The 13,713-nt window shown below is 47.1% G+C and carries 12 protein-coding genes; 6 read left to right on the top strand and 6 right to left on the bottom strand.

Translation table 11 applies throughout. From position 1 onward, the window contains the following. Positions 1-132 precede the first annotated feature (132 nt). From GC093_RS21875 to GC093_RS21865, 3 genes are read left to right on the top strand one after another with little or no spacing between them, the layout of a single operon-like run. Positions 133-1,140 (top strand): ABC transporter substrate-binding protein, encoded by a 1,008-nt coding sequence (locus GC093_RS21875; RefSeq protein WP_216624752.1) that lies wholly within the window; start codon positions 133-135, stop codon positions 1,138-1,140. Beyond that, positions 1,137-2,213, top strand: a complete 1,077-nt coding sequence (locus GC093_RS21870; RefSeq protein WP_171654034.1) for a FecCD family ABC transporter permease — start codon at positions 1,137-1,139, stop codon at positions 2,211-2,213. Before GC093_RS21875 ends, GC093_RS21870 begins: the two co-directional genes overlap by 4 nt. After that, positions 2,210-3,232: a FecCD family ABC transporter permease gene (locus GC093_RS21865; protein ID WP_171654033.1), complete on the top strand. Its 1,023-nt coding sequence runs from the start codon at positions 2,210-2,212 to the stop codon at positions 3,230-3,232. Before GC093_RS21870 ends, GC093_RS21865 begins: the two co-directional genes overlap by 4 nt. A 47-nt stretch (positions 3,233-3,279) precedes the next feature. On the opposite strand, the gene GC093_RS21860 is transcribed toward GC093_RS21865, so the two are convergent. The 3 genes from GC093_RS21860 to GC093_RS21850 form a co-directional block, all read right to left on the bottom strand. Beyond that, positions 3,280-4,107, bottom strand: coding sequence for an NAD kinase (locus tag GC093_RS21860; RefSeq protein ID WP_171654032.1), 828 nt, complete (start codon positions 4,105-4,107; stop codon positions 3,280-3,282). Between the two features lie 171 nt (positions 4,108-4,278). After that, positions 4,279-6,834 carry an alpha-glucan family phosphorylase gene (glgP, locus tag GC093_RS21855; RefSeq protein WP_171654031.1) on the bottom strand — a complete coding sequence of 852 codons (2,556 nt, stop codon included), beginning with the start codon at positions 6,832-6,834 and terminating at the stop codon, positions 4,279-4,281. A 49-nt stretch (positions 6,835-6,883) separates the two neighbouring features. Next, a complete protein-coding gene (locus GC093_RS21850) occupies positions 6,884-8,140 on the bottom strand; it encodes a nucleoside recognition domain-containing protein (RefSeq protein ID WP_171654030.1) in 1,257 nt (418 codons plus the stop codon). A 415-nt stretch (positions 8,141-8,555) separates the two neighbouring features. Here GC093_RS21850 and GC093_RS21845 point away from each other — a divergent pair, with 415 nt between their 5' ends. Continuing rightward, positions 8,556-8,948 (top strand): globin domain-containing protein, encoded by a 393-nt coding sequence (locus tag GC093_RS21845; RefSeq protein WP_171654029.1) that lies wholly within the window; start codon positions 8,556-8,558, stop codon positions 8,946-8,948. A 41-nt stretch (positions 8,949-8,989) separates the two neighbouring features. Continuing rightward, on the top strand, positions 8,990-9,694 hold the full coding sequence (locus tag GC093_RS21840; protein WP_171654028.1) for a DUF2225 domain-containing protein: 705 nt from the start codon (positions 8,990-8,992) through the stop codon (positions 9,692-9,694). Positions 9,695-9,809: 115 nt separating this feature from the next. Here GC093_RS21840 and GC093_RS21835 read toward each other — a convergent pair whose 3' ends face one another. The 3 genes from GC093_RS21835 to GC093_RS21825 are packed head-to-tail and all read right to left on the bottom strand — an operon-like array spanning position 9,810 to position 11,383. Beyond that, the gene (locus GC093_RS21835; protein ID WP_171654027.1) at positions 9,810-10,901 is read right to left on the bottom strand and encodes a GGDEF domain-containing protein; all 1,092 of its coding nucleotides are present in this window, start codon (positions 10,899-10,901) and stop codon (positions 9,810-9,812) included. 44 nt (positions 10,902-10,945) lie between these two features. Next, positions 10,946-11,185, bottom strand: a complete 240-nt coding sequence (locus GC093_RS21830; protein ID WP_171654026.1) for a hypothetical protein — start codon at positions 11,183-11,185, stop codon at positions 10,946-10,948. 3 nt (positions 11,186-11,188) lie between these two features. Continuing rightward, positions 11,189-11,383, bottom strand: a complete 195-nt coding sequence (locus GC093_RS21825; protein ID WP_171654025.1) for a YycC family protein — start codon at positions 11,381-11,383, stop codon at positions 11,189-11,191. A 156-nt stretch (positions 11,384-11,539) separates the two neighbouring features. Here GC093_RS21825 and GC093_RS21820 point away from each other — a divergent pair, with 156 nt between their 5' ends. Further along, positions 11,540-13,327, top strand: coding sequence for a M3 family oligoendopeptidase (locus GC093_RS21820; protein ID WP_171654024.1), 1,788 nt, complete (start codon positions 11,540-11,542; stop codon positions 13,325-13,327). Positions 13,328-13,713 lie beyond the last annotated feature (386 nt).

Here is a 13,713-nt window from a genome sequence, read left to right as displayed (position 1 = left end):
CCAAGTTGCACAAGGCTTATTTTTTGAAGGTTCATAGGAATAAGTCTTGACATTAATTGGCTTTCAATCATATACTACTAATAATGATAATCATTATCAATGTAAATCAATTATAATTAAAGGGGTATGTTTATGTTTCTTAAAAAGAGAACGCTTATTTCCTTATGTATGATCCTGATATTCTCCATTGCAGTAAGCGCATGCAGCTCCAAGCCGAATGCAGTGACAGAACCGGCAACAACAGCCAAGAAGACAGAAACAGGGTCCGCAGCTGCACCAGCCGCGGCTCCTGCAGAGAAGAAAACCATCACACATGCCTTGGGGCAAACGGTGGTACCGGAGAAGGTCGAACGCGTTGTAGCTTTAACCCCTCATTTTGCCGACCATTTATTGGCATTGGGAATTCGTCCGGTAGGCTCTGTTGTGCGTGAAGCAGGGGATTTTGAGCCTTATACAGCAGCCCTGTTGAAGGGGACGGAATCGGTAGGTCAGTCGTCTGCCCCCAATCTGGAAAAAGTGCTCCAATTGAAGCCTGAGCTGATCTTTGGTGAAGAAAAGAATCATTCCAAGCCCTATGAGGCACTGTCCAAAATGGCTCCAACCCTCATATACTCCACCAAAGACATGGAGGGCGATTGGACCAAAGTATTTCTAAGTGTTGGGGAAGCCGTCGGCAAGGGTTCATTAGCCAAAGAAAAGCTGCAGGAGTTTGATACGAAAACCAAAGGCCTGAAGGAAAAGCTGGCTGCTAAGATAGGGAACGAGACAGTTGTTTTCTTCAAGGTTACAGATAAGGATACCCGCGTAATGGGGAGCAAAAGCCCTCTAGGCAAAATCGCCTACGAGCAATTAGGACTCAAGTATCCGGCTGGTTTGCCTGAAGAGGACGGAGAAATAAAGCTGGCCATTGAGAAATTACCGGAAATCAACCCCGACCACATCTTCCTGCTGGATACGAACGTACCTGACTATGAGGCTAAGATGAAAGAAGCTATCGCGACACCTTTATGGAAAAATTTGAAGGCTGTAAAAAATCAGCACATGTATATGAAACCTATTAGAGGGACGAAAACGGGGTTCGGTTTAATCATGTACAACGTATTTGTAGACGAGATTAAAAAGGAACTGCTGGGCTCATGATCTCGGACTCAAGCCTTAGTGTGAGTAAAGGCTCTGGGAAAGCAGCCGTTACCGAAGCAAAGAAAAGAAGGCTAAGACCTTCTTTTCTTATTTTGCTATTAAGCGTTGGAATAATAGCGGGTATCCTGCTGTTTGTAACTACGGGAGCCGCCGATATTCGCCTCCATACGGTTATTGAAGCTCTGCTGCATTATAATGAATCACAGGTTCAGCATTATACCGTGATGGCGGTACGGCTTCCCAGGGCATTGACTGCTGTAATTGTAGGAGCGTGCTTTGCCATATCCGGTGCAATCATGCAGGGGATGACTCGCAATCCTCTTGCAAGCCCGAGTCTTCTGGGTGTATCCTCTGGCGCTCGTTTTGGGATTGTACTTGCTTTTGCTTTCTATCCACAGCTCTCTTACCACCAGATGATAGGCGTTTCCTTCCTCGGAGCCGCTTTGGGCACTTTAACGGTTTATGGGATTGGTGTTCTTGCATCTTATAAGGCTGCTCAACACTATTCACATGTAAAGCTGGCATTAGCAGGTGCGGCAGTTAGTGCGCTCCTGGCTTCATTATCCGAGGGGATCCAAATATATTTTGGCATCGCTCAAGAGGTTATGTACTGGTACGCTGCAGGAATAGCCGGAGTGAAATGGATTGATGTGCTATCTGTTCTCCCATGGGCAATAGCGGGTATTCTGCTCGCACTCATTATATCCAAAAATATAAATTTGCTTGGCTTGGGTGACGAGGTTGCGGCAGGCTTAGGTCAACGAGTGAAACGGGTAAAACTCTTTGGGGCGCTTACTGTGTTCGCTCTTACAGGCGCTGCTGTTGCTGTAGCAGGACCGATAGGCTTCATTGGGCTCATTATTCCACATCTTACTCGTTTTCTGATCGGTGTGGATTACCGCTGGGTCATTCCTTGCTCGGGCCTATTCGGAGGCTGGCTATTATTAACGGCTGATACCGTTGCACGGTTGGTCAATCCTCCTCAGGAGACACCGGTTGGTATTATAACGGCTCTGCTTGGGGTGCCTTTTTTTCTGTATTTGGCTCGAAAGGATGGCAAAGCAAATCTATGAAAACGGACATTAGACTTAAGCGGAATTATACGAAAACGATTACGAGTAAATTTCTGCTGCTTGCGATATGTTTCGTGGCTGCTGTGTTGATTAGCTTGAACTCCGGTTTGATCCGGCTCACCCCTGTAGAAGTGATTCAAACTCTTCTCGGTATCGAGAGCGGGCCCTCCTCCATTGTGCTGGTTGACATCAGGCTGCCTCGGATAACGGTTGCCATTCTTGTAGGAATGGGGTTTGCCGTTACGGGAGCAATTATGCAAGGAGTTTCGCAGAACGGCTTGGCCGATCCGGGTATACTTGGCATTAACGCTGGGGCAGGGTTAGCCGTTGTCGTATATATCGCTTATTTTTATGGGAAGATCCAGTTCGCACCTGTCTACATGCTGCCTATTGCAGCTTTTGTGGGGGCGGCGGCAGCAGCGCTGCTTGTTTTTACATTGGCGTATAAAGACGGCAAGCTGCTGCCGGTTCGTTTACTGCTGGTTGGTATAGCGGCAGGTGCAGGCATAAGTGCGGGTATGTTGTTTTTGACCTATCGGATGAATGCCTATAATTATGATTTTGTGAAAATATGGTTATCAGGCAGCATATGGGGGACTAATTGGAAGTATGTGTTAGCTGTGCTAGTCTGGATCGTCGTACTCCTTCCAGTAGCTGTATATAAGTCTCACCGAATCAATTTGCTGTTTATGGGGGAGGAAATTGCCCAAGGGGTAGGCGTTTCCGTTCAGCGGGAAAGAATCGTTCTAATGGCGATAGCAGTTGGTTTGGCTGGCTCTTGTGTAGCAGTTGCCGGAAGCATTGGTTTCGTCGGACTCATTGCTCCCCACCTGGCGATTCAAATACTAGGACGAGATTACAAGGTAATGCTCCCGGCCTCGGCAATGATTGGCGCTATTCTTGTTCTTTTGTCAGATACGATAGGAAGGGTTATTGCTCAGCCTGTTGAAATTCCCGTTGGCATTGTGACGGCTGGTATCGGTGCTCCTTACTTTCTGTATCTGCTAACCCGAAGGTAGAGGGAGAGGCAGCTATGTAATCAAAAAAAAGAAGACCCCGACTATTGTCAGGATCTGTTTTCGTTAATCGGTTCGTAGCCGATGAATGCTTCACGTACCCGGTTCCAAAAAGGAAACTGGCGAAAACGGGCGAACTTAACCTTCTTTCCGGCGGCTACCATACTTCTAATCGACAAGATGTCGTTACGCTGTAAGTAAACATGATCAAGGGATAGCAATATATTTTGATTAGCTCTTGGATAAATATCGCAATGATGATGTTTGGGCAATATAATCGGCGATCCCAAAGTACGGAATACGCGGTTATTGATTGAAGCAATCTCGGCTATCTGAATGGCATCAAGAGAAGGATGGACGATAGCTCCACCCAAGCTTTTGTTGTAAGCTGTGCTGCCCATAGGTGTGGAGATACAGATGCCGTCGCCGCGGAATGTTTCCAGCAGCTCGTCATTAATGTGAAGCTTGGCCACCAAGGTAGCGTCGACGCCTTTTAAAGTAAACTCATTGAGAGCCAGCTGCGTTTCGATTCCTTGTGCTGTTGTAATTTGAATCTCAACCAACGGATATTTTACAACCCGCAGGTCGTTAACCGCTGCGCTTTCTCCCATCATATCAGCCAGCAATTCTACTTCATCAGGCTTCCAATCGGTAAAAAATCCGAGCCGACCGGTATGGATGCCGACAAAAGCGACGGTGTCCAGCTGTTCTTTATATTGATGAAAAGCGTGAAGCAATGTCCCGTCACCGCCGATAGAAAGCACGATATCCGGGGCTTCCTCCTCTAGAATCAAGCCGTGCTGCTGAACGAGGCGGTGGAAGGTTTGCATCAATTGGATAGATATATCGTCACCGCGATGTACAACGTTATATTTCAAGGGGGAATCCTCCTAAGCATTGCTTTTGCGTCTTCGATATCATTAGACAATAATATTAACTCCATCATAATAAATATTTCCCAATAACACAACAATAGCAGGACATTATAACAGCAAAAATACCCCCTAACAGCCTTATTGGCTGTACAGGGAGCGATTTGCTGACGGTTTTTAAAAAGTAGTTACGATTGGCATTTCAAAGGATGTAGCGAAATTTGGACTGACTGGCCGGACGCGGAGTGAGAAATGGGACCCATGACGTAGATGGGCAGGGACGGTAGCACTGTATTGTACAACACGGTTATCAAGCTCCTTCACAGCATTCATGGTAACCGTAACCTGCTGCCACTGATGATTGGGCTGCTCTACATAATAGAGAAGTTCTACAACTGTATCTTTATACCAGATCGGTCCGAATTTAAGGGTAGAAGTGATTTCCTTGGTTAACTGACTTAATTCGGGTATTCGGTCAGTAGAATTAAGGGGTCTTTTTACCGAACCATCATTAACCTCCAAAAATTTAACAAAGTGCCAGTTCGCTTTGATAAAATTCTTATAGTCGGCGACCTTGGTAGCCAGATCATATTGGTTAGCGACAAGAGACATCGTTCGTTTTATGGTTGGAATATAGGTTGTGTTGGTGTACTCCATAACCATTCGATCTGTGTTATAAACAGGAGCAAGCGTCCCGATCGAACGTTTCATGCGCGACACCCACTGTGCTGGCAGCTTACCCTGATTGTAATAGAGTGGGACGATCTCTTGCTCGAGCAGTCGGTATATGGACTCTGTATTTTCGCGTGCTTGAATATCCCCGTCAGCGCCACTGTTTCCTTCAATGCTCCAACCATTAGTTCCGTCGTAGCCTTCCTCCCACCATCCATCCAGAACGCTAAAATTAATGACCCCATTCATTGCAGCTTTCTGACCGCTTGTGCCACTTGCTTCATAAGGACGACGTGGGTTATTTAGCCAGACATCTACTCCTTGGACCAGATACCGTGCCATATTCATATCATAATTTTCTAGTAAAACGATTTTACCGCGGAAACGATCCATCTGGGAAATTCGATAAATCTCACGAATCATCTCCTGACCGGGAAGGTCAGCAGGGTGAGCTTTGCCGGCGAATAGGAATTGCACAGGCCGATCGGTGCTGTTAACGAGCCGGTCCAAACGATTCAGATCATTGAATACCAGGTTAGCCCTTTTATAAGTGGCAAACCGTCGGGCGAAGCCAATTGTTAGTGCTTTAGCGGATAAGTAACTTCGCACTTCTTCCACTTTATCGGCCGGCATATCGTTTCTGCAGCGGTGTTCGCGAAGGTTGGAACGGACGTAGCGGATTAGCTTCTCCTTCAGATGGGTGTGGACCTCCCATAGAGATTCTACTGGAATGATATCCAGCAGCTTCCACGCATCTTCATTAGTTTGATTCGTTGCCCATGTCCCGGGAAGAAATCGGTTGTAAAGCTCTTTAAGCTCAGGAGCCAGCCAAGTGTTCATATGAACACCATTCGTAATATGAGCGATAGGCACCTCATTGGCAGCAATGTTTCCATGGAATGAACGGAACATTTCTCGTGATACTTGACCGTGCAGTTTGCTCACGCCATTGCGCAGGGCCGAGGTGTTAAGCGCCAAATTGGTCATATTAAACAGCTGCTTACTTGGATCCAGTCCAAGCTGAGTCCATGCTTGCTTGTGCTCGCCCCATCTTGACAGTAACGCACTGCAATAATGCTCCACCATGGGCATTGGAAACGCGTCGTGACCAGCTGGAACAGGGGTATGGGTTGTAAAGACTGAGCTGGCGCGGATCACTTCCACCGCTATATGGAATGGCAGGCCTGCATCCAGCTGTTCCTTTATCCGTTCAAAGGCCTGAAAGGCCGCATGACCTTCATTAATATGATAAACGGCCGTTGTCACACCCAGAGCTCGTAGAGCCTTGACTCCGCCCATACCGAGCAGAATCTCTTGTGCAATGCGGATATCTTGATTGCCGCCGTACAGCTGGGCCGTCAAATCGCGATCCCATTGGCTGTTTCCTTCAATATCGGCGTCCATTAAGTAGAGACTGACGAGCCCCACCTGCACCTGCCAGATTTTCAGCTGTACCGTGCGGTCTGCCAGCTGGATGGGCACGATTAATTCTTGTCCCTGGCCATCTAAGGCGGGAAGGATCGGAAGCTTGGAGAAATCATAGCTGACAGCTTCGGCTAGCTGTTGGCCTTCCTTGTTAATCTTTTGATTAAAGTATCCCTTTTTGTATAAAAGGCCAATGCCAACCAGAGGGATGCCTAAATCACTGGCAGACTTACAATGGTCACCGGCAAGCACGCCAAGCCCGCCCGAATAGATGGGCAGAGACTCATGAAAGCCGAACTCCGCTGAGAAATAAGCAATTTGATGGTTAAGAAATTCGGGATAAGTCCTTTGAAACCATGTTGTTCCGCTGCAGTATTCATCCCACTGCTGGATGACCTTCTCATACTGCTTTACGAAAGCAGTATCCTTGCTCAGAGGCTCCCATACATCAGGGTGGGTTTCAGCTAACATCCGGACAGGATTGTGGAGAAACTGATCCCACAGCTCTCTGTTGATTTTGCTGAACAATTCCAAGGCGTCATCATTCCAACTGAACCACATGTTGTATGCCAGTTCCGGCAATCGTTCAATGGTCTGCGGCAGCTTCATATTTCGATAAGAAAACATGGTAGTCATGGTTTTTGTTCCACCAACCTTTTGGAATAATCTTTTGGTTCTTATTATCCTATTTACCCAACGGCTTCATACATTGCTTCACGATGACATGCAAAAGATATAAAAGTGCCAATACAATGAATGCCCCGGCAAACGAAGCGATCCCCCAGGGAATCGTATAACGCCACAAGGTGGATACTGGTGATGTAACGTCTATTTGGGGGATGAAAGCTGCTACAGTAGCCCGATAGGGCTGCATAGGCTCCCACAGGATGAACACCGCAGTCGAGGCCATCAACCCGTGAAGCAATCGTGCTGTAATGAAGGGGAGGTAGCGCAGATTGGTATGATGCAGCAGGCTGACGATTTGTGCATGTACAGATAAACCAGCCCATGATAGGACAAAAGCGGCGATTGCTGTTTTGAACACGAGGTCGATATGGGCACCAGCCCCTCCAGCAGCTTTGGCCCCCAGAGTCACTTCGAATATACCATTAGCAACTGCTTTCGATAGCTCAATTGGCACGTTAAACAACTGCAGCACCGAATTAATGCCTATGTAAAAAATACTCATAATATGCGCGGAAGTCATAACCTCCATCACAACAGAGAAGAATACTACGAGCCCTCCTACGACTAAATTAAGCTGCAGCCCTGTTCGCACTGCCTGCTGCAGCATTTCGTCCAATGACCTACCATCCAGCATACGGGCTGTGTGCATCGCATCGAATGCTCGGATCAAAATGCTACGAGAAGCTTTGTTCCCCTTCTGCATGATCGGGAGTGGTTCCGGGGTCATGACGGCGCTCTTTCCTCCATGGAATCGCATCAGTAAGCCTAGCAGTACCGCTGTTCCATAGTGAGCGGCGGCTAAAATCCCGGCTAAGCTGGCATCGTGGAAAAAGCCTAAAGATACGGCTCCGATCAGAAAGATAGGATCGGAGGAAGTAGTGAATGCGACGAGGCGTTCGCCTTCCTCACGATTGATGAGCCGCTGTTCCCAGAGCTGAGACGTAAGCTTGGCAGCTACGGGATAGCCCGCGGCGAACCCCATCGCCATAACAAAGCCGCCGATTCCGGGAATCCGAAACACAGGACGCATCATCGGATCGAGCAGTGTGCCAAAGAAATGGACAAGACCGACACCTAGCATCATTTCGGAAATAACGAAAAAGGGAAAAAGGGCTGGAAACAACACCTCCCACCATATGGAAAGCCCCTTTAGCGATGCATGGAATGATTCTGTTGGGAAGAATAACATCAAGCTTAATAACCCGAGACCAACAAAGGCGATTGCATATACGGTTGGAAACTTTTTTAATAGCATGGGTGTCCTCCTGAGAGTTCATGAGCAGGGCTTGAGACCGTCCTGAATCTTTTCAAGGCTTTAAAGCCTCATTCGTAACTATATGTACAAGGCTATATAGACATGCCTGACGAAGTAGGACGAACAGGCATAAAAAAATAGCGTATTGCCGTAAATTTGCTGAATTATCAGAATGATTATGGTACAATAGTACCAATATGAGAATAGGAGTTGATCCTCGTGATGGGTGTAATTGCTGGGATTCTCGTATGTGCGTTCGTATATGTAATTAAGGAAACATTGATGACCTCCGGCGAGGAGGATTTGTAAGAAGCAAGCTTGTAGGTTTGTTTCACTAATTAGAAGATGCTAATCGCCGAGGCATTAGCATCTTTTTGTTTCAAAAATATATGCACAAGTTAGGTGAAAAAAAGATATGTCCGAAAATTCACAGCATGAGAATACATTGTTCCAAATGATCGGTGGGGAGGAAGCAGTCCGCCGCATCGTCGAAGCATTTTACCCGCTGGTTCAGGATCATGAATTGCTCGGGCCATTATTTCCCACAAATATAGATCCAGTAATGGAGAAGCAATATTTGTTTTTAACACAGTTTTTTGGAGGACCTCCGTTATTTTCTCAGCAATATGGACATCCCATGATGCGGGCCCGCCATATGCCGTTTGAGATTACGGCGCAGCGTGCTGACGCTTGGCTTGGCTGCATGGAGCAGGCGCTTAGCAACATCGGAATAGAGCCTGAATTGAGAAATCTGCTGCTTCAGCGGCTGCAAGCTCCTGCGTATCATTTTGTGAATACGGATAATTAAGGCTAGAGATGGAATTACTTTTATCATAAGGAAGTGAGCTAATGGTCGAACCGTTATTTCATGTGAAAGTGGAGTGTATATTTTGCAAGACTACTTACCAAACCTCGAGAGTTAGACCCAGCTTTAAAAAGGCCAAGCATACAGACACTGATTTCTGCATTCACTACAAGGAAATAAATCCCGACTATTATGTAGTTCGCGTATGCCCCTTTTGCGGATATGCCGATTCGGAGAATTCAACCACCAAGCTCACTAATGCTCAAGAACTGGAGTTTCGTGAGAAGGTTACGGATAACTGGGTCCAGAAGGACTTTGGCAATGAGCGTTCCTGGGAGGAGGCCATGCAGACCTACAAGCTCGCGCTGGTATGTGCCCAGATTCGAAACGAGAAAGGGCGCGTAATCGCTGGCCTGCTGCATCATATCGCTTGGTTGTACCGTTATCGTGAACAAGAGGAGCAGGAGCTGCGTTTTCTGCAGTTTGCCTTGGATGCTTATACGCGTGTTTTTGAAACAGAAGCTGGGGAGCTTAACAATGCGCGTCTCATGTATTTAATTGGTGAACTGAACCGTAGGGTAAGAAACTATAAAGATGCGGTAAAATGGTTCGGCAGAGTTATCAATGATAAACGGATTATGGACGCGGCTATGATTCGTGCTTCTCGAGAGCAGTGGGTTGCAACCAGAGAAGATATGCTGGCACGACAAATAGAGCTGCCTGAAGAAATGCTTAGTGAGAAGAAGTAGCAATAGGACAAGCCTGAATCATACATAACACTTATTTAGGACATGCTTAGGTACAATTATTAGGTACATACATATAAAAAACACTTGTTACAGCTTCCGGCGATGGAATCCTGCATCAAGTGTTTTTTGCTGTTGCCAAAATGTCACTAAAAAAGGTGTGGCGGTTTTTTCCATTTCCTTTGGAGAAGTACAGTGCTTCATCGGCCTCAGATATAATGTGCAAAAGCTCGTCATGCTTGCTCCCTGAGATGGAGATACCGATGGATATCGTCGTAGTTGTTTCTTCCAAACCAGTGGATTGATATGCTTTCACAGCGTGGCATAGCTTTCCGGCATAGTGTTCTAACTCCGAATAGTCCGTTATTTGACTCATAATAATAAACTCTTCACCGCCATAACGGGCTACATAGTCGTGCTCGTAAATGGTAGTCCTTAGGGTCTGTCCGATCTCTTGCAGCAGCAGGTCCCCTTGAAGATGTCCGAAGGTATCATTATATTTCTTGAAGTTGTCAATATCGACCATCATGATGGTAACCGGCCTGAACCGTACAGTGTTGCTAGCAATATTCATAAAGCTTCTTAGGTTGGGAAGACCGGTTAGACCGTCCTGATTGGCTTGGAGCTCTAAACGGCGTTGGAGCATCCAAGTGCGATTCTCATCATTATACATAACAATTAAGATAACTACGGCTAAAGCTGAAAGCATAAGAATAATGAGATGTGTTCCGAAAAAGGAAGGAGACAATACATTTGGCTGTATGAACCCGCTAATGGCTATATGGACAATCGCTAGAAGGGTGCATATTTTGATTCCGTCCCAAAAGGGAATGATTGCATAGCCGGATTCATTTTCCTTACGGTGGAACATGGAGCTAATAATGGCAGGGATGATGAAATCCTGCGCAATACGCATCCACCCATAGGTTTCTTGTATCGCATAGATGTAGAGGGAGGGAATAATGGCTGACAGAAGTGATATCAGCCATCCGAAGCGTAAACCCGCCATTATTATGGGAGCAAAAGATAAGTCAGTTGCCAATGCGTAGTTAGGGTTGGGCTGGAGCATCATGATGACGCATGCCAAGCCCGTTAAGAGGGGAGCGCTAACAGATTCGTATCGCTCCATAAACAGCCTGTTTTTTAATTTCAATGCGATATAGCTGAGTGCAATTAAGACGCAGGCATTGGCAAACGGTATAAGGTACATGACTGTTTCCACTCCTGATAAAAGCCGGCAATCGCTGAAGATTCTCAGCGTCGGGTTCTTAATGGTTTACTGGCAAGTAAATAATCCGGATCAGCGTCCACAAGCGTAATCTTATTGTGGCAGCATGGAAATACGAGCAGCCGCTTCGCGCCTCTGCTAATGTCGGGTAAATCTTTGCGTTTCAGCGGGAGAAGAACATTAGATTGATTACAGAAAGGACATTCGTGCACGTATACATCCTGCTGAATCAATTCATAAGGCCAAGTACAATCGAATGGAATCATAAATTAAGACTCCTGCTTGGGTGAATCCGTGCTAGAATCATGGTTTGCTTGCTCGGATGGAGCTGGTGTATTTTTGGCAAGCTCAGCTAACTTTTGTAATAAAATATGTTGAGGCATATGCATCAAATGCTCCAAAGGGATATTTAACTGCTTGGCTAGCTTTTGTGCAGTTTCAGGCGAGATCTGTAAAGGTTTCATGCTGCTGTCAACTCCTGTCAATAGATCTATAGTCACCATTTAATCATATGGGCTGTAACAATACAACCAAAATTTGGGGATTTGGGATTTTGGCTGTGACTTAATTTATGGTTTAATTAGATTGTATATAATTTCTTCGAAAGGTGCGATGTTTACATGCAGAAGCAATTGCAGCAAACATGGGATTTATCTGTATTTTTTCCGGGTGGAAGCACCTCGGAGGCGTTTCGGGCATTTTTGGAGCAGCTTGGAACGGATGTAGCTAGCTTTAATGATCTGCTTCATGAGTTGAAAGCAGAGCAAATCCTAAAGGCAGCGGATTTACAACCGGTATTGGAGCTGCTGCAGTCCATCGCCAAAAAGATCAGAGAAGCTGACTCGTTCGTAGCTTGCTTAGCAGCTGAAAATCAGGCTGACAAACAAGCGGTCATTTTGGCGGGCCGAGTCAAAACATTATCGGCAGCGTATACCTCGGCTTTGACGAGGTTCGATCAGCAGCTGACTGAAATCAGCGATGATGTATGGAAAGAGCTGCTGCAATCTCCACAGCTGCAAGAAATTGCTTTCCCGCTCGAGGAACGACGAGCTTTGGCTGCAGAGAAGCTGCCACCAGAGCAGGAAGCGCTAGCGAATGAGCTTGCCATCGACGGCTATCATGGATGGGGCGAAGCCTACAACACTACGGTCAGCAAGTTCCGTATTCTGTTCGAGGACAACGGCAAGACGCTTGAACTTTCCGCTGGGCAGGCTGCGAACAAGATGCATAGCCCAGATCGCGCCGTCCGGCAGCAGTTGTTCAAGCTGTGGGAGGACAAATGGGCGGATCACGCGGATTATTGCGCCGATGCTTTGAACCATTTGGCAGGCTTCCGGTTGAAGCTGTATGAGCGCCGCGGCTGGGAAGGCATACATAAGGAACCGCTGGCGATTAATCGGATGTCCAAGGAGACACTAGACGCCATGTGGGGCGTGATCGACCGAGGGAAGGACATCTTCGTGCAATACCTGCAGCGTAAAGCCAAATTGCTCGGAATCGAGCAGCTGAGCTGGTACGATGTGGATGCTCCCGTAGGACAGGGGAGCAAGCATTTCAGCTACGACGAAGGCGCGCAGCTAATCGTCGAGCAGTTTCGCCGCTTCAGTCCGAAGCTGGCGGACTTCGCCGTTGCAGCGTTCGAGTCGCGCTGGATCGAGGCCGAAGACCGGCCAGGTAAAAGGCCGGGCGGGTTCTGCACATCGTTTCCGATTGCGGAGGAAACGCGCATCTTTATGACCTATGCCGGCACGGCTTCCAATGTGGCGACCTTGGCGCATGAGCTGGGTCACGGCTACCACCAGCATGTAATGAATGACCTGCCTGCTCTAGCTCAGGACTATGCCATGAACGTTGCGGAAACGGCTTCTACGTTCGCCGAATTGGTTGTCTCTGATGCAGCCATGAAAGGGGCTTCCAGCGAGGAAGAACGATTGACACTCCTGGAAGATAAGATTCAAAGGTCTGTAGCTTTCTACATGAACATTCATGCTAGATTTATTTTTGAAACTCAGTTTTACGAGGAGCGCAGCAAAGGGCTAGTCAGTGTGGAACGGTTGAATGAGCTGATGGTGCAGGCGCAGAAGCAAGGCTACTGCGATGCTCTAGCGGAATATCACCCGCATTTCTGGGCTTCTAAGCTTCACTTCTATATAACTGAAGTTCCATTTTACAACTTCCCGTATACATTTGGCTATATGTTTAGCGCAGGGATTTACGCAGAAGCGTTGCGTCAAGGTAACGCATTTGAAGAGAAATACGTCGCATTGCTTCGTGATACCGGTCGTATGACTGTAGAGGAGCTGGCTCAAAAGCATTTGGGAGTTGACCTTCGCCAGCCTGATTTCTGGCAGCGTGCTATGGACTTGTCTGTGGAAGATGTCGTAGAATTCCTTCGTTTGACGGAGTAGTAGGTAGGGTTTAAGGTTTACGGTCTCAGGTCTCAGGTCTCAGGTTTCAGGTCTCAGGTTCAGGTTCAGGTTCAGGTTCAGGTATAAGGTTTAAGGTTTAAGGTTTATGAGGGTTATGGGTTAATGGTCTATGGGCTAGGCTCTTGACCTAAATAAAAAAGAAGCCGGGGCTACCAAGCCCCCGGCCTTCTTTCTACCAATGAGAGGAAATTTGTCAGGCTTACCTGTGAAGAAGCGAGCGCAGAGCGGAAAGGGATTGTACCGTAGAGTTTACGAGTCCCATTTTGAAGCCCGTGTTCCAGCCAACTAGTCTAATCAGAGGAACACGGCTTCAATAGGGACCGAAGGTACATCCCTTTCCGCGGCAGCGCGAACTTCTTCCAAAA

It is taken from the genome of Paenibacillus foliorum, from assembly GCF_013141765.1.
GTDB lineage: Bacteria > Bacillota > Bacilli > Paenibacillales > NBRC-103111 > Paenibacillus_S > Paenibacillus_S foliorum.
The sequence above is the reverse complement of the archived record's forward strand: the minus strand, read 5'-3'. Positions and strand labels throughout refer to the sequence as shown.